Annotated in this window: 13 protein-coding genes; 7 read left to right on the top strand and 6 right to left on the bottom strand. The window is 32.5% G+C overall.

The annotated features are described in order from the left end of the window. The 5 genes from AC061E_RS14890 to AC061E_RS14910 all read left to right on the top strand — a co-directional run. A partial coding sequence (locus AC061E_RS14890; protein WP_478286950.1) for a hypothetical protein occupies positions 1-678 on the top strand: 678 nt, incomplete at its 5' end. Positions 679-693: 15 nt separating this feature from the next. After that, positions 694-2,340, top strand: a complete 1,647-nt coding sequence (locus AC061E_RS14895) for a phospholipase D-like domain-containing protein (protein WP_478286951.1) — start codon at positions 694-696, stop codon at positions 2,338-2,340. A gap of 809 nt (positions 2,341-3,149) precedes the next feature. Continuing rightward, positions 3,150-3,728 carry a DUF2589 domain-containing protein gene (locus AC061E_RS14900; protein ID WP_478286952.1) on the top strand — a complete coding sequence of 193 codons (579 nt, stop codon included), beginning with the start codon at positions 3,150-3,152 and terminating at the stop codon, positions 3,726-3,728. A gap of 63 nt (positions 3,729-3,791) precedes the next feature. Further along, positions 3,792-4,496, top strand: a complete 705-nt coding sequence (locus tag AC061E_RS14905) for a hypothetical protein (protein ID WP_478286953.1) — start codon at positions 3,792-3,794, stop codon at positions 4,494-4,496. A 2-nt stretch (positions 4,497-4,498) separates the two neighbouring features. Further along, complete coding sequence (locus AC061E_RS14910; RefSeq protein WP_086455086.1) at positions 4,499-5,053, top strand: hypothetical protein; 555 nt, start codon at positions 4,499-4,501, stop codon at positions 5,051-5,053. Positions 5,054-5,151: 98 nt separating this feature from the next. Here the strand turns inward: AC061E_RS14910 and pheT are convergent, their stop codons facing one another. Then, a complete protein-coding gene (gene pheT / locus AC061E_RS14915; RefSeq protein WP_478286954.1) occupies positions 5,152-7,572 on the bottom strand; it encodes a phenylalanine--tRNA ligase subunit beta in 2,421 nt (806 codons plus the stop codon). 291 nt (positions 7,573-7,863) lie between these two features. On the opposite strand from pheT, the gene AC061E_RS14920 reads away from it, so the two are divergent. Together AC061E_RS14920 and AC061E_RS14925 are read left to right on the top strand one after the other, a co-directional pair. Next, the gene (locus AC061E_RS14920) at positions 7,864-9,369 is read left to right on the top strand and encodes an aldehyde dehydrogenase family protein (RefSeq protein WP_478286955.1); all 1,506 of its coding nucleotides are present in this window, start codon (positions 7,864-7,866) and stop codon (positions 9,367-9,369) included. 82 nt (positions 9,370-9,451) lie between these two features. Next, on the top strand, positions 9,452-9,826 hold the full coding sequence (locus AC061E_RS14925; protein ID WP_478286956.1) for a DUF779 domain-containing protein: 375 nt from the start codon (positions 9,452-9,454) through the stop codon (positions 9,824-9,826). Between the two features lies 1 nt (position 9,827). Here AC061E_RS14925 and AC061E_RS14930 read toward each other — a convergent pair whose 3' ends face one another. The 5 genes from AC061E_RS14930 to AC061E_RS14950 form a co-directional block, all read right to left on the bottom strand. Next, positions 9,828-10,751: an AraC family transcriptional regulator gene (locus AC061E_RS14930; protein ID WP_478286957.1), complete on the bottom strand. Its 924-nt coding sequence runs from the start codon at positions 10,749-10,751 to the stop codon at positions 9,828-9,830. 74 nt (positions 10,752-10,825) lie between these two features. Further along, a complete protein-coding gene (locus tag AC061E_RS14935; protein WP_478286958.1) occupies positions 10,826-11,689 on the bottom strand; it encodes a bestrophin family protein in 864 nt (287 codons plus the stop codon). 17 nt (positions 11,690-11,706) lie between these two features. Next, entirely contained in the window at positions 11,707-13,020 is a 1,314-nt protein-coding gene (locus AC061E_RS14940) for a TolC family protein (RefSeq protein ID WP_478286959.1), read from the bottom strand. 72 nt (positions 13,021-13,092) lie between these two features. Continuing rightward, on the bottom strand, positions 13,093-16,188 hold the full coding sequence (locus AC061E_RS14945; protein WP_478286960.1) for an efflux RND transporter permease subunit: 3,096 nt from the start codon (positions 16,186-16,188) through the stop codon (positions 13,093-13,095). A gap of 62 nt (positions 16,189-16,250) precedes the next feature. After that, positions 16,251-17,309: an efflux RND transporter periplasmic adaptor subunit gene (locus AC061E_RS14950; protein ID WP_478286961.1), complete on the bottom strand. Its 1,059-nt coding sequence runs from the start codon at positions 17,307-17,309 to the stop codon at positions 16,251-16,253. Between the last annotated feature and the right edge of the window lie 75 nt (positions 17,310-17,384).

The following is a 17,384-nucleotide window of genomic DNA, read 5'->3' on the forward strand; positions in this document are numbered from 1 at the left end:
TCTCCGACTCAGCGAGTCTCTGCCGAGTACCACGGACAAGCACGAATCGATGGTGGAGGTAATGATGTTTTTCCACAACTTGGTACAATATTAAATCCCGGAATTACTAGCTTTAGTACTAATTTTTTTACAGATCAATCTAAACTAAATGATTTGAGAAACACAGCTTCTGGAGATGAATTGTTTAGAAAATGCATTTTATATAAAAGATACTTAAACACTCAGGTGTTTGAAAATGCACTTTTCAATACAGCTAACCTGAACAGAATTTTCAATACAATTGCAACAAATTATTTAGGATTTGGAAGTATTGTTAATTCAAACTCAACGCCAAATACTATATTTTATATGCATACCTATGATTATCCGTTGTATAAGTTAGGCGTAAGACCATCGTTAGTTAATGTAAGTTTGCCACTCGGACCTTGGATAAAACCAGTATTTGATCGTTTACAAATAAACGATGAAATTTTAAAATGCTATATTATAATCAGACTTCTTGATAAATTTCATTATTTATTAAACTGTATAAAAGCAATATTTATTCAAAGAAGATATCAATTTCAAACTCAAATTATCGATTTTAGAGGCTTGCTAAATGGCTCACAATATTGGAGAGACGAAATACATCCCAACTCAGCTGGAGCTTCAAGATTATCAACTAGAGTTAATTTTTAATCTTAAAACACTGTTATGAGATTTAGAAATACACAAAATGACCTAACGGTAACGGCAATATGTGGCACAACTTGCTGTCTATTGTCGTTTGATATGGATGTTAATAAAACAAAAGGATTACTTGGTTTTGCTATCGAAAGAGAAGACAAAACAGAGCATGAAAAATATTTTCTAAAAGGATTTAAGTATTTTGAAGAAACAGGATCTAGAACAGATAACGGTCAATTATTTACCTCATTCGAGCAGCCAATACAATCTTTTTTATGGGAAGATTTTACTGTAAAAGAAAAACATGAATACATCTATACAATTATTCCCGTTTTTGGGAAACCGAAACTTCTTAAATATGGAAAAAGTTGTGCTATTACAGTAAATACGCCAACTAATAAGTTGGCTGAGCACGAAGTCTATTTTAATAGAGGTGTAGCTGGAAGCAATGCGTATGCTAGCAAGTTTAAAAACAAAAAACCAAGTGAAATGAATCCTGACGAACAACAGAAAGCACTTCAATGGTTGTCCAGAGGTCTTTTTGAAGCTTTAATTGAGTTTGTGGAATCTGCAAGAGACAGTAGCTATCAATTGCGTGCAGCACTTTACGAATTTGAATATCTGCCAGTACTTGAAGCTTTCAAAAAAGCATTTGAAGAGAGAAATGTCGATGTTCAAATTGTTTACGATTCTGTAGGGCAGAAAGAAAAAAATGAACACGCTATTTCAACAGCAAATCTTCCAGAATCAATTATAACTCCAAGAATTAAAGTGCCTAATATTTCGCATAATAAATTTATTATTTTGCTTAAAAACAATAAACCTAGTACTGTTTGGACGGGTTCAACTAACATAACTGAGAAAGGGATTTTTGGACAATGTAATACTGGACACATTATAAAAAATGAAGCTATTGCTCAAAAATATTTTGAATACTGGAAATGTCTTCATTCTGATCCTGAACAGGCAATTATTAAAAATAAAACTTCTGAAATTCAAAAAGAATTGAAAGCAGAAGAAATACCAAATGGAACATCCGTTTTTTTTAGCCCTAGAAAAACAAAAGACATTCTTAAAACGTATTCAGATTTTCTAAATAACTCCAATTCATTAATCTGTGGAATGTTTCCTTTTTCTTTTAATAAATTAATAAAAGAAGCAGTTGTAAGACAAACAGATCAATTAAAATATATTTTGATTGACAAACAAGATAAAAACACCACATTTGTAAACAAAGATTTTGATAATGTTATCGTATATGGTGGTTATTTTAAAGAGCCGTTGTTCGATTGGTTAAAAGAGACAAGTGCAGGAAGTTTGTTTAAAAGCGGCACCAATTTTATACACAATAAAATAGTATTGATAGATCCAATGAGTGAAAATCCTATAGTTATTATTGGTTCAGCAAATTTTAGTGACAATAGTATTTCTAATAATGACGAAAACACTTTAATTATAAAAGGAAATAAAGATTTAGCCGATATATATCTGACAGAATTCGTTAGGGTTTTTAACCATTATTATGTACGTCAAATCGCAAAAAAAATGACACAAACAAATAATGGAAATCCATTGCATTTGTTTACAAATTCTAAAGATTGGGTGCCTGCTTTTTATAAAGCAACCACTTTAAAAGGCAAAAGAAAAAAATTGTACGATAATATGGTGGTTTAATTATAATCAAAAAAAACACCTAAATTTTATATTGAGACTTTTCTTCAATTTATAACACTTAATTAATTATTAAGAACAATATCAATAGAAAATTCATTTATTTTAAAAACTACTATATTATCACATATTCCATTTCCATAATTCGAAGGTGCAGTTTTATGTTCTTTAAAAAATGTAATTACACCTTTTTCAAGAATACTAAATAGTGGGTAGCAAGAAAATTTCACAATGATTGTTGTAGTTATTATACTTGTTTTTACCAATACATTTTTGGATATGTAATTGTAAAGCTTCCAATTATGTAATATACACTGTCAAATAATAAGAATTACAATATCCTTTAATAATTTCTGTAACTCTTGTTCATAATCTTGTGATTATTCTTCCATCAAACAAAGTAAACGTTATTTCGATATCATCTTAAGTATTGGATAACTTGGGGAAATGATAGTTGAAGCGTATATGACTCTTGTAAAAGTTTTATTTCCATTAAATTGAATTAAAAAAATCATAAATTGATAATTAATTGTTTTGGTTTTACTTGTTTTTGTTCCATAATGTTTTTTAGTTAAGGTTAATTTTTATAAAAAGGTAACAGGATAAAACTATTTTAATTCGTTGATATCACAAGGGGAAATATCCCCTTTTTTTTTGGGGTAAAGTCAAAACTAAAATAGGGTGTGTTTACTCTTTTGCAAGAGTTTGTATTGACTCAACTTTGTATCAATCCATTTGGTGCACAAAATGGAGAGGTGTAATCTGAAAAACCTTAATAAGAGAGTAAGAAATAAATTTTAATAATAATAAAAATGTCAAATTTAGTCGCAGAATTAAATAGTTTAGATTTTAGTGTTTACATCGGTGGACCTTTGCAAGCAGCTGTTCAAGCTCAAAACGCAGCCTCTATGGCACAAGTTAATTTTATACAATCGGTTGGTTTTGAAGATGGAACTACTTCATCAGCACCAAAGCAGTTGCGTTATGTAGATTTCAACTACAAAAAATCGGTCCCTAATCCTGATTATAATGGTAGTAATGATAAATTTCTTGAAAAAGAAGTCGAAATCAAAGTTCCATTCTTAACCATGTTATCTATTCCAAGTATCAGAATAGAAGAAATGACAATTGATTTCAATGCTAAGCTTACTTCTACTGAAACCAAAAGTGTTTCTAGTGAGTTTAACGTAAGTGCTGAGCTTGGAATTAATTATAAAATTGTCAATTTCAAAGCATCTGCTTCGTACAAGAGATCATCAGCTACGGGTTCAACTGTAGAAAAAACTTATAACCTAGGTGTTCACGTTCGTGCTGTTAATGATGAATTACCAGCTGGATTAGATCGTATATTAACAATGCTAGAAGATAGTATAGCTAGTGTAAACGAGTAATAATATTAAAATAGATTGGCTGTCTTGTTGAGGTAGCCAATCTATTTAAAATAAATGTAAACAATGATAAAATTAAATGATTACCTAGGAAGTATTGTAGCTAGTTTTACCAATGCTAAAATAATGTCTGACCTTCAAACTGTAAAATTGGCCGAAGAATATGCAAAACATGATTATTTGAAACATTTTTCAATTCCAAGAATGCGAATTGACGATGTTGAAATGACAATTCCTATAGCTTTAGATGAAATTGAAAACATCTCAAAACCTCCAGTAATTGGTTTTGATAGTATCAAGATTAACACTTTGGTTTATAGTTTTCTATTAGAAAAATTTGGAGTCTTAAAAATCACAAAAGAGCCTACTAAATTGCTACAAACGGAGACAGCCAGACAAGTAAGTGTTTTGGAAAAACAAATTAAACTAACTAACAGTCATGATTCTATTTCGGGTTTTTCAAAAGAAATAGTAGTGTATTATTTAAAGATAATTGAAAAATATGCTTTGGTAAACAAAGAGGTATTAGCCAAAATGAACATTGATTTGATTATAAAAGATTTAATTACAGTTTTAACGCGAGAAATTACAATTAGTAAAGAGGTGGAGGCTTTAACTAATCTTAATATAGTTGTTGAAGCTAATAAATTAAGAGAACTTAAGTCTGAAAATTTAATCTTCATTAAATTAAAAATTTCTGAAAACGGAATGGAGTGGAGCAGATCTGAAAATGCTAAAGGAGAAATAGAATCAAAATTATTACCTGAATAAAGATGAGAAAATCAACATTGAACCTGGTTAGCGTTTTGAAAAATAACTTGTTAGAATTTCCGAAAATAACGAGAAGTCTTCAAACAAAAGATCCTTTGTTTATCGAAAAATTAACAGCTTGGATTGCTAAAAATGAAGAGATTTTAAGCACATATACTATCAGTGAAGTATCTGAATTGTCTGGTTTACAAAGTAAATTATTGATTCCAAGGTTTTCCGATAATAAAAGTATCTCTTTAAAGAAAGCACAACTAAAAGCTGCCTCGGAGATATTATATGATTTACAAAGCTTGATATTGACAGTTTTGAAACCCTTTGAATTAAAAGTTGAGGAGTGTAGAGAACTGGTAAAGCAAATCTTATTGATCATTAGCCAGGCAAAAGTTGTAAAGTATGATCCTGATTTGCCGTTTGAAAATTTTGTAGATGCTATCTGGAAATTTACGACGTCAAATGAACAATTACAAGCTGGAGCAATCAAATTGAAAACAATGTTGATTATGTCTGATATTCAGATGCTTATTGCCGAAGAAATAAACTTAGAAGATTATTGCTAAAAAGAAAACTGTAAACTATTTTTAGTCTTTCAAAATATTTAAAAAAGCGGTCGACTACAATTTTAAAGCAACCGCTTTTTTAATTTCCACAATATGTATTATCTTAAAACGGCACCAAGTTCTGTTTCAAAGTTCTTTTGCAACTTACTCATAATTTTATCAATTTGAGCATCAGTAAGTGTTTTTGCATTGTCTTGAATGGTAAAACTCAAGGCATATGATTTTTTGCCTTCGGGTAAGTTTTGACCTTCGTAAACATCAAATAGATCAATGTTTTTCAAAAGTCCTTTTTCAGTTTGTCTAGCCAAGTTGTATAAGCTTTCATAACTAACTGTTTGATCTAGCAATAAAGCTAAGTCTCTACGTACCTCAGGATATTTTGGAATCTCTGTATATTTAATTTTAGTACTTATTTTTTTAAGGATTAAATCCCAATTAAAGTCTGCATAAAACACTTCTTGTTTGATTCCAAAATGTTTTAATATTACTTTTTTAACTACTCCTAATGAAACGATTGTGTCATTCCCAACAACAAGTGAAATTCCTTCAGCAAAAACATCAAGTTCAACTGGTTTAGTTTGTAATTTATCAATACCCAATCGAGATAAAATACCCAAAACATATCCTTTAAACAAAAAGAAATCTGAAGTTTTTTGTGTACCAGTCCAGTTTTCTTGGTTTCTATTACCAGTAAGTAATAAACTTAAATGTTTTTTCTCTTCATAACCAGCAAGGTAGTTGTGGTATGTTTTGCCAAATTCAAACAGTTTTAAATCAGCGTTTTTACGATTAATATTGTAAGATACTGCCTCAAGTCCAGAGAATAGTAATGATTGTCTCATGGTTGATAAATCAGCACTCAAAGGATTTAACATGGTTACATTATTCGTAGGATTTAGTTGATCAGAAAGTGTAACGTAGTTTGCCGTTGTCAATGAGTTAGCCATCATTTCATGAAATCCTTGAGAGTTCAATTGAGAGGCAATAACATTTTGAATTTTATAATCTTCGTTTCTTGGAGCGTTGAAAACCGTAGCATTCAATTTATTTGAAAAAGCAATATTGTTATAACCGTAAACTCTTAAAAGTTCTTCAATAACATCAATTTCTCTCTGTACATCTACACGGTACGCAGGAATTGTCAATCCCAGTCCAGCATCCGATACACTATTTACCTTAATGTCTAATGAAACCAGTATTTTTTTAATAGTATCTTTTGGAATTTCCTGTCCAATTATTTTATTAACATTTTTAAAGTTCAGAAAAACATTAAAATCTTCAATTTTCTTTGGATACACATTCACAACATCTGATGTGATTTCGCCACCGGCAACTTCTTGAATTAGTAAAGCAGCGCGCTTTAATGCATATTCAGTGATGCTGGGATCAATTCCTCTTTCAAATCTAAAAGAGGCATCGGTATTAAGTTGATGTCTCTTAGCTGTTTTTCTAATACTTACAGGGTTGAAATAGGCACTTTCCAAGAAAATCGTATTTGTGCTTTCTGAAACTCCAGATTTTTTCCCACCAAAAACACCTGCAATACAAAGTGGCCCTTTTTCATCACAAATCATTAAGTCTTCCTCATGCAATTCTCTTTCAACATCATCAAGAGTTGTAAATTTTGTTCCTGAGGCAAGAGTTTGAACGACTACTTTTCCGTTTATTTTTGCAGCATCAAAAGCATGAAGGGGCTGACCCAATTCGTGTAAAACATAGTTAGTGACATCAACAATGTTATTTTTTGGGTTTAACCCAATAGATTTTAATCTGTTTTGTAACCAAGCAGGAGAAGGTTTTACTTCAATACCTGAGATTGTAACACCACAATATCTAGGTGCTAATTTTGGTTCTTTAACATCAATATCAATCTTTAAAGTTCTTTTATCTACTCTAAAATTACTAACTGAAGGTGTAATAAGCTCTACGCTAACTCCATTTTGTAACAGTCCTGCTCTCAAATCTCTTGCTGTACCTAGGTGACTCATGGCATCAGCACGATTTGGTGTTAATCCTATTTCAAAAACTTCATCATTTTCTATTTTAAACACAGTTGCAGCGGCTGTTCCAGGAACCAATGAATCGTCAAGGATCATGATTCCATCGTGGCTTTCACCAAGACCTAATTCGTCTTCTGCACAAATCATACCGTGGCTTTCTTGACCTCTAATTTTTCCTTTCTTTATCGTAAAAGCATTGCCCTCTTTATCATACAATTCAGTCCCAATAGTAGCAACAGGAACTTTTTGTCCTGCACCTACATTACTAGCACCACAAACTACTTGTATTGGTGTGCCGGTTCCTATATCAACAGTTGTTATTTTCAGTCTGTCAGCATCTGGATGTTGTACACATGTTAATACATGACCTATAACTACTCCTTCTAATCCTCCTTTAATAGATTGGTACTTTTCAACCACTTCTACCTCAAGCCCTAAGTCTGTAAGCAATGCAGCTGTTTCTTCGGATTTCCAGTCTATTTTTATAAATTGTTTTAACCAGTTGTATGATATTTTCATTTGTATTTTTTAATGATATTGCTTTACAAGTCCCGTTTTCAAAGACGCGTGCAAATATAAGGATTGCAGTTTGTAGTAAGAAACTATTTTTTTTGTTTTTTAAGTTATAATTGTATTCATTTTAAATTACTGATTTTTAAAACTTTTGAAAAAAAAATAAAATTATTTAATTCGTATAAAATTATATTTAAAAAAATGTTTTTGAAAATTTTATGCTATAAATTGAATGAATTATGCTATTTAGTTTCTTAAAAGTTAAATATTTTTGGATAAACTAAAAAAAAGTATAAAATGAGTACATTACTTCAAAGACCTGAATTTAAGGCTAAATATGATAATTATATTGGAGGAAAATTTATTGCTCCTGTAAATGGGAACTACTTTGATGTTGTTTCACCTGTAGATGGTAAAGTGTATACACAAGCAGCACACTCCAGTAAAGAAGATTTAGAACTTGCTGTAGATCATGCATATAACGCCTTTCAAACTTGGGGTAAAACATCGGTTACAGAACGAAGTAATTTATTGAATAAAATAGCACAAGTTATTGAAGACAATCTTGAATATCTTGCTATTGTTGAAACTATTGATAACGGAAAAGCCATTCGTGAAACTATGGCAGCAGATTTACCTCTTGCCATAGATCATTTTCGTTATTTTGCAAGTGTAATTAGAGCTGAAGAAAGCACTATTACAGAGCTTGATTCTCAAACGGTTTCTATTGCACTAAGTGAACCTCTTGGAGTTATTGCACAAATTATCCCATGGAATTTCCCTATTCTTATGGCTGTTTGGAAACTCGCTCCTGCACTTGCCGCAGGAAATACTGTAGTTTTGAAACCAGCCGAAAGTACGCCAATTTCAATACTAATCCTTATGGAACTTATTGGTGATTTATTACCCGCTGGAGTTGTAAACATTGTAAACGGATTTGGATCTGAATTGGGTCGTGCCTTGGTAACCAATAAAAAAGTATCAAAAGCAGCATTTACAGGATCAACACCTACGGGAAGATTAGTGATGCAATATGCTACAGAAAATATTATACCGGTAACATTAGAACTAGGAGGGAAGTCCCCTAATATTTTTATGAAGTCTGTAGCTGATGCCGATGATGATTTCTTTGACAAAGCTGTTGAAGGTGCAGTAATGTTTGCATTAAATCAAGGTGAAATATGTACTTGTCCATCCAGATTATTGGTACATGAAGATATTTACGATCAATTTATTGCAAAAGTTATTGAGCGAACCAATGCTATAAAATTAGGCAACCCTCTTGATACAAACACCATGATGGGCGCACAAACTTCATTAGTTCAACAAGAGAAGATTATGGCCTACATTAAACTTGGTATTGAGGAAGGTGCCGTACTATTAGCAGGTGGCGAGGCAAATGAAATGGGTGATGATTTATCTGAAGGATATTATATCAAGCCTACTTTATTTAAAGGACACAATAAAATGCGCATCTTTCAGGAAGAAATTTTTGGACCTGTACTTGCAATTACCACATTCAAGACTACAGAAGAGGCAATTGCCATAGCAAATGATACCATGTATGGACTAGGAGCTGGTTTATGGACTCGCGATGCACATGAAATTTATCAGGTTCCAAGGGCAATTCAAGCAGGTAGAGTTTGGATTAACCAATATCATTCTTATCCAGCTGGTGCGCCTTTTGGAGGCTATAAACAATCTGGAATTGGTAGAGAAAACCACAAAATGATGCTAGGTCACTACCGTCAAACCAAAAATATGCTTATTTCTTATGATAAAAAGAAGTTGGGTTTCTTTTAATAATTTCAATTTTTAATAAACCTCATTTCATTAACAAACCTGGCAGTTCTCTCTGTCGGGTTTTTAAATTAATATAATAAAGATGCAAAAACGAATAGATGCTACAGAAAAAGCAATAGAATTAATTAAAATTTTAAAAGAAAAACACGGTGATTTGATGTTCTATCAAGCAGGAGGATGTTGCGAAGGTACACAGCCACAGTGTTTTGAAAAAGGAGGTTTTTATCAAAGAATGGGGGATGTATGTATTGGTACGATTGAAAAAACAGAATTTTGGGTGGATAAAGATTTATTCGAATATTGGAAACATGCCCACTTTACTTTAGATGTTATTGATGCTTTTGGTGTAGGCGGTTTTTCTTTAGAAACTCCTATGAAAAAAACATTTAAAATTATTTACCGACTCTTTACACCTGAGGAAACTACTTCTTTAGAACCTGTATTTTATATTGAATGAATTAATTTACATACAACAATTGGTATTGTTTTGGGGTAATACCTTCATGTTTTTTAAAAAGTCTTATGAAATAATTACAATCTTCGAAACCGGAGAGATAACATATTTCGTTGATTTGCATACTCGGGTTTTTTAAAAGTTGTTTGGCACATTTTATCTTTTCGTTTATTATAAATTCAACGGGTGTCATGCCTAGTTCTCTTTTGAAAAAACGATAAAAAGACGTTGTACTCATACACGCTTTTTCGCTAAGTAGCTTCATGCTAAATTTCTCCTTTAAATTTTGTCTTATAAATTCAATAACAGGATTCATAGGATTATTAGTCTGTAAAAACGAGCCTTCACTAACTGCTGTTGCTGTTTGGGTTTGAATAATCCTAATTAATAATTCTTGTAATGTTAGGTCGGCAAGTGCATCTTTGGTTATGGAGACACTCATACATTCTTTGATTAGTTTGTTGATTGTTGTGGCTAATTCAATATTGTTGTAAAAAAAATAATTTTGGTAATTCAATTGCCAGAATTGATTATGACCTTCTTTAGGATATCTTTCATTTAAAAAATGCAAAGTGTCTGAGATTTTTTTTGGGTCTATCGCCAAAGCTAAACACTGTGTTGGGTTGTTTTTTGAAGCTTCTGGAAAATCAATTTTCATAGCCACATTTGATGGTATAACAACTGTTTCGCCTGGTAAATATACAAAACCGGGATCATCAAAAAGGTGCATTACTTTTTTACCTCTCAACATACTAGTGACTACAAAATCATTAAATTGTAATGGTACTGAAGTTGATGTTTCGTAGGTTTCAAAAATATTTAGTTCACAGTGATTTAGTGAGTAAACAGTTCTGTTTTCTACTAATGTTTTTAAAGATTTTTCGCTAGTTAATAGTGGTGGTTGTATTAAAGCTCGATTCGTATCCATATCCTTAAATTTGTTAAAAAACAGAATCTAAATTTACAAAATTAAATAGCTAGTAATTGAAACTTTAACACAATTTAAATAAGTTCCTCTATATGCTTCTTGATATTGGCAGCAATTTTTGGAGTAGGTAAATCATTTTCATCTGTACCAAAAGGATCTTCTATTTCCTCTGCTATTAATTCAAGACTAGCTAGTACATAAAAGATAAAAATTACAACTGGTACCACATAATAACCTAAACTAAAAGAGTACCCAAAAGGTAAAGTCATTACATAAAAGAATATGAATTTTTTCAAGAAAGCGCTGTAGGAATAAGGAATAGGCGTGTTTTTAATTCTCTCACAAGCGCCACATATTTCTGTAAATGATTTTACTTCTTCGTTTAATACGATCAATTGATCTCCAGAAATTACATTTGTTTTATAGAGCTCATTTATTTTTTGAAATAATAATTTAGCAACCTGATTCGGTTTGTGTTTTTCATGGTCTATTTCAAATATTGCATCATCAAACAATTCTTTACTAGTTTCTATATCCTTTAGATGCTCATCAAGAACAGTTGCGTACATGGGAATCCATTTTTTAAAGTATTCTAGATCCTCTTTATCATTAAGCATTACCGAAAGTTTAATGGCAAAATTTCGGCTATTATTCACGAGTGAGCCCCATAATTTTCTTCCTTCCCACCATCTATCATAAGCTGTATTAGTTCTAAAAACAAGTAAAAGTGAAATTACAAAACCAAGCATACCGTGCATAATGGTGATGTTCTTTACATAACTGTTGTCACTAAGTTTAAAATATTCAACTTCTAGATATCCAATAATACCAGAATAGATACCAATAGCAATCATTACCGGAAACAAGGTTCTAAACGTATCTGCTTTGTGAAATCTAAAAATAAATGTAAACCAATCTTTGGTATTGTATGAAATCATAATGCTACTTAAATTTTTTAGAACACTAAATTCCCCGCCAATTCTCTAAGTGCTATTTCTGAGAGTTTTCCTTGAAATTGAGCATTGTTGTAACGCACTTTTGCATTCACATAATTGAGCTGTGCGGTCCTAAACTCCAGAGTTGTTATTGTTCCTATTCTAAATTTGTCAAGGGTAATATTTAAATTTTGCTTGGCTATAGCCTCATTGTTCTCTTCCAGTATAATCAACTCCAAATTTGTTAAATAGGTTTGGTAAGTAGTCGCTAGTTGTGAGTTGAGAACCAGATTTTGTTGATCAATATTTAATTTGGCATTTTCAACAAGTAATGAAGCCACTTTTTCATTTCTTCTTTGATTGAATCCATCAAAAATATTTACTGATGCTGTAAAACCATAATTAAAACCTCTAGACTGCGCCTGAGCCACAAATCCTAAACTTGATTGACTTTCAGAAAAATTATAGGCACTATTCACACGTATGGTAGGGTATCGTCCTGCTTTTACTTGTTTTAGTTCCAGTTCAGCCACTCTTTTATTGATTATTTGAGCTTCTAATTGCGGGTTTTGCTTTTCTGCCAGTGCCTTTAGTTCAGCTAGTTGTAACAATTTATCTACATCTAATTTATCAATAACTGTAAAGTTTGTTGTAACATCTCTTGCTAAAAGTTGGTTCAAAGCAATTTTACCATTGGCATACAATTCTTTCTGACGCAACAAAGCTACTTGATCCGTGTTTAAATCTACTTGGGCATTCAAAACCTCAAGCTTTGATGCTTTTCCAATTGTGAATCTGTTTTGAGCGAGTTGCAATCGTTGGTTTGAGATAACAATCGTAGTGTCTAATGCAGCAAGTTGCTTTTGTTGTTGTACCAAATCATAGTAAGCCGCATTTACATCGCTAATTCTAGTAATGATGGCAAGTTTAAGTTGCGCTTCTCCCAGTTTTTGTAACTCTTTTAACTGATCTCTTCTCGCAAACATGCGCATTCCGTCAAAAATGGTCCAATCTAATCCTACGCCGTAGGTAAAACTGTTGTTTTTCGCATTATCAAGTTCGTTTTTGGTTCCGTCCTGTCTTGTCTGAGAACTGTTTTGTATGCTATTATTATCAACAACATTTGCAGTAAGAGTTGGTAGCATGCCAGCATTTCCTATACTTACATTAGTTTTTTGAATTAAGGAATTATTGGATGCAATTTTAATTTCATAATTGTTTTCTAATGCAATTTTTAATGCATTTTCAAGTGTGAGAACTTCTTGAGCCTCAACTTTTGGTATAAAAAATAACAGTAAAATAAAACTGTACAACAGTATTTTAGTATGTTTCATAGGTTTCTTATTTTGTTTAGATTTTTATTGTAAAATCCTTTATAATAATCTAAACAGCAATATTTTAAAATTTTAATTAAAATTTTTCTCATACTCCTCAATATGATCAAATTCTGGATAATGTTTACGGGCTTTAGACCACATTAAGTAAAGTGCTGGAATTACAAATAGTGTCAGTACTAATGAAAAAATAGTTCCTCCTACAATAACTACTCCCATTCCTATTCTACTTGTAGATGCCGCTCCTAGAGATAATGCAATAGGTAAAGCACCTAGAGAAATGGCTAAACTAGTCATTAATATCGGTCGCAATCTCGCTTCTGATGCTTCAAGAATCGCCTCTAATTTTGGTTTTCCTTGTTCTCGTAACTGATTGGCAAATTCGACAATAAGGATTCCATTTTTGGTTACCAAACCAATAAGCATTACGGTTCCAATTTGACTAAAAATATTCCAAGTTTGATCAAATAACCACAATGAAAATAAAGCTCCGGCAACAGCCATTGGAACAGTCAAAATAATAATGAATGGATCAATAAAACTTTCAAATTGCGCTGCTAATATCAAGAATATTAATAATAATGCAAGCCCAAAAGCAAATGCAGTATTTGAACTACTTTCAACAAAATCCCGAGATTCTCCACCCAAGTCAGTTGTAAAAGTATCGTCAAGCACTTTTGCTTTTATTTCGTTCATGGCATCAATACCGTCGCTAATACTTTTGCCCGGAGCAAGACCTGCAGAAACTGTTGCAGCCATATAACGGTTGTTGTGGTATAATTGCGGCGGATTGCTTTTTTCCTCAATGGTCACAACATTATCCATTTGGATTAATTGTCCCATATTATTTTTTACAAACATTGAGGTTAAGTCTAAAGGTTTTGATCTGTCTTCTTGATCAAATTGTCCAATTACTTGATACTGTTTTCCATTCCTCATAAAATAGCCAAAACGTTGTCCGCTTAAAGAAAGTTGCAGCGTTTGTGCAATATCAATTACAGATATTCCCAAGCTTTCTGCTTTTTCTCTATCTATGGTAACATTAACTTCGGGTTTATTGAATTTTAAGTTTACATCACTTACAGCAAACGTTGGATTCTTAGCTACTTCATCCATAAAAAGTGGAATTTTCTCTTCAAGTTTGTTAAAGTTAGGTGCTTGAATAATATACTGAATTGGTAACCCACCACGTCTATTTACGGCAATGGTCGGCTGTTCTATCACAGATGTTTTTGCATCTGGATATTGTTTGGTCCATTTGGTAAGTTTTTCAGCTATTTCTTTTTGAGAATTTTTTCTTTCATTGGGTTGAACCAATGATACTCTAACAAACCCACTGTTTACAGATGAAGACCCAAAACCAGGAGAAGTGATCACTAAAGCCACTTTTTTGGCAGGAATAGAATCGTCTACTAATTTAGAAATTTCTTGCATGAATCGGTCCGTGTATTCATATGAGGAACCTTCGGGAGTAGACATACGCAATACAAAACCAGAACGGTCGTCATAAGGTGCGGTTTCTTTTTGCAAAAGTGAAAAGAACATGTATATCAATCCGAAACAAGCAATCAAGATTGGGAAACTCAACCATTTTTTCTTCATGAAACTGGATAACGCACTTGCATAACCATTGTTAAGTCTTTCAAAATACGGTTCTGTACGAATGTAGAATTTTGATTTTTTTTGTTCGCCACCTTTCATTAAATACGCATTCAACATTGGCGTAAGCGTTAAGGATACAAAAGCAGATATCAATACGGCAGCTCCTATGACTACACCAAATTCCCGAAAGAGTCGGCCAACAAATCCTTCTAAAAAGATTACAGGAAGAAAAACCGCGGCTAATGTGATTGAAATTGAAATTACGGCAAAGAATATCTCATTCGATCCTTTAATAGCAGCTTCAATAGGTGTCATTCCTTCTTCTACTTTCTTGAAGATATTTTCGGTCACCACAATTCCATCATCAACTACAAGACCTGTAGCAAGAACGATGGCTAATAAAGTCAATACATTTATGGAGAAACCAAAAAGCCACATAATAAAGAACGTAGCAATCAAGGAAACTGGAATGTCAATTAAAGGTCTAAAAGCAATGGCCCAATCTCTAAAGAATAAATAGATGATTAAAATTACCAATATAATTGAGATTCCTAATGTTTCAGCAACTTCAATAACTGATTTTTTTACAAATATGGTATTGTCTATGGCAATATTAAGCTTGATGTCTTTTGGTAAATCTTTTTTTAATTTTTCGAATTCTTTATAAAATGCGGCCGAAATATCTAAATAATTAGCACCAGGGAGCGGTACAATAGCAATTCCTACAAGAGGAGTACCTGATTGAGTCATTTTGGTTTCGGTGTTTTCAGGACCTATACTTGCGGTACCTACATCACTAAAACGCACTACTTTTTCACCCTCTGAACGAATAATTATATTGTTAAACTCCTCTGCAGTAGAAAGATTACCAACCGTTTTTACAGTAAGTTCTGTATTGTTTCCGGTTAATTTTCCCGATGGTAATTCAACATTTTGTTTGTTCAATGCATCTCTTACTTCGGCAACTGTACATCCGTATGCGGCCAGTTTTACGGGATCAATCCACAGGCGCATGGCGTAACGTTTTTGACCCCAAATTTGAACACCACTTACACCAGGAATGGTTTCAAGTCGTTGTGAGATAACATTTTCAGCATAATCACTTAATTCTAAAGCATTACGAGTATCGCTTTGTACCGTCATCGAAATAATAGCATCTCCGTTGGCATCTGCTTTTGAAACTACTGGAGGTGAATCAATATCTTGTGGCAAGTTACGCACGGCTTGTGATACTTTATCACGTACATCATTAGCCGCATCTTCAAGATTTTTATCTAAATTAAATTCTATGGTGATGTTGCTGCTTCCTTGTGCGCTAGATGAAGTTACGTTTCTAATACCATCTATTGAATTTATCGCCTTTTCTAGTGGTTCAGTGATTTGTGATTCAATAATATCAGCATTGGCACCAGCATAACGGGTACTGATGGATACTTGTGCTGGATCTATAGAGGGAAATTCTCGTACTCCAAGAAAGGTATAACCAATCAACCCAAACAAAACAATGGCTACATTGATTACGATGGTAAATACAGGTCTTCTAATACTAGTGGTTGATAAACTCATTTAAGGATTGTAATTAAAGTTGCTAATTTAGATTTTGGTTTGCAAGATTCTAAAAGCTTTGTTTATTTGATTTTTACTTTTACGGGTGTTTCATCTTTTAAGGACATCACTCCACTTGTAATAACAGTATCTCCTGGTTTTAATCCAGATAAAACAAGTAATGAAGAAGCAGTTCTAGTAGCAGTTTCAATCATAACTTCTTTGGCTTGACCGTTACTTGTAATAAATACTTTCTTTCCTTTTTGTACTGGGATTACTGCTTCGGTAGGTACTACAATAGCATCTTTTATAATATCTAGCGGCAATTCTACATCAGCAAAAGTACCTGGCAATAAAATTCCGTTTTTATTATCAGCAATAGCACGAACTTGAAGTGTGCGTGTAGCTACTTCAACCTCTGGTTCTATGGCGTATACTTTAGCACTAAATATTTCAGTAGATCCTGCAACCTTGAAGCTCAGCGAAGTGTTGTTTTTAACTTGAGTAGCATATTTTTCAGGAATAGAAAAAGTAATTTTTAATTTACCTGTATTAACCAGTTTTGCAACAAGAATAGCAGGAGTAATGTAGGTTCCTGGTGATATAGATCGTAATCCTATTCTACCAGAGAAAGGTGCTCTTACTGCTGTTTTTGCTATTTGAGCTCTAATCAATTGACTTTGTGCTTGCGCTGATTTTAAATCGGCTCGAGCCAAATCATATTCTTCTTGACTGATGGCTTCTTTTTGCAATAATAATTTTGCTCTACGCTCATTTTCTGATGCTAAACCTTCGCGAGTAGTAGTTTGTCTTAGTTGTGCACGCAGTTCAATATCATTTACCTTGAATAAGATTTGACCTTTACTAACATTGCTTCCTTCTTGAAAATAAATTCCTTCTACAATACCAGAAACTTCGCTTCTTATTTCAACTTGCTCGTTGGCTTCTATGGATCCAGATAAAGATAAATTATTATCAAATGTTTCTGGAGTGGCAACAATTCCAGTTACATTCATGGTTTTGCCTTTTCCTTTTGGGTCTTTTGAGTCGCCGCCTTCGCTTTTGTTTTCGCTAATACGGTATCCTATAAAACCAATAAATCCGATGAGTAACAAGGCGTAAACGAGGTATTTTATTTTCATAATTTGAGTTATAAAGTAAGATTTAGTTGCAATAAAATAAGTTAAATTCAAAATTAGCCTTTATGATTGAATTTT

It is taken from the genome of Flavobacterium sp. GNP011 (genome assembly GCF_056428925.1).

Coding starts and splice junctions, on each gene's coding strand:
- AC061E_RS14895 (WP_478286951.1), top strand. CDS start 694: ATGAGATTTAGAAATACACAAAATGACCTAACGGTAACGGCAATATGT.
- AC061E_RS14900 (WP_478286952.1), top strand. CDS start 3,150: ATGTCAAATTTAGTCGCAGAATTAAATAGTTTAGATTTTAGTGTTTAC.
- AC061E_RS14905 (WP_478286953.1), top strand. CDS start 3,792: ATGATAAAATTAAATGATTACCTAGGAAGTATTGTAGCTAGTTTTACC.
- AC061E_RS14910 (WP_086455086.1), top strand. CDS start 4,499: ATGAGAAAATCAACATTGAACCTGGTTAGCGTTTTGAAAAATAACTTG.
- pheT (WP_478286954.1), bottom strand. CDS start 7,572: ATGAAAATATCATACAACTGGTTAAAACAATTTATAAAAATAGACTGG.
- AC061E_RS14920 (WP_478286955.1), top strand. CDS start 7,864: ATGAGTACATTACTTCAAAGACCTGAATTTAAGGCTAAATATGATAAT.
- AC061E_RS14925 (WP_478286956.1), top strand. CDS start 9,452: ATGCAAAAACGAATAGATGCTACAGAAAAAGCAATAGAATTAATTAAA.
- AC061E_RS14930 (WP_478286957.1), bottom strand. CDS start 10,751: ATGGATACGAATCGAGCTTTAATACAACCACCACTATTAACTAGCGAA.
- AC061E_RS14935 (WP_478286958.1), bottom strand. CDS start 11,689: ATGATTTCATACAATACCAAAGATTGGTTTACATTTATTTTTAGATTT.
- AC061E_RS14940 (WP_478286959.1), bottom strand. CDS start 13,020: ATGAAACATACTAAAATACTGTTGTACAGTTTTATTTTACTGTTATTT.
- AC061E_RS14945 (WP_478286960.1), bottom strand. CDS start 16,188: ATGAGTTTATCAACCACTAGTATTAGAAGACCTGTATTTACCATCGTA.
- AC061E_RS14950 (WP_478286961.1), bottom strand. CDS start 17,309: ATGAAAATAAAATACCTCGTTTACGCCTTGTTACTCATCGGATTTATT.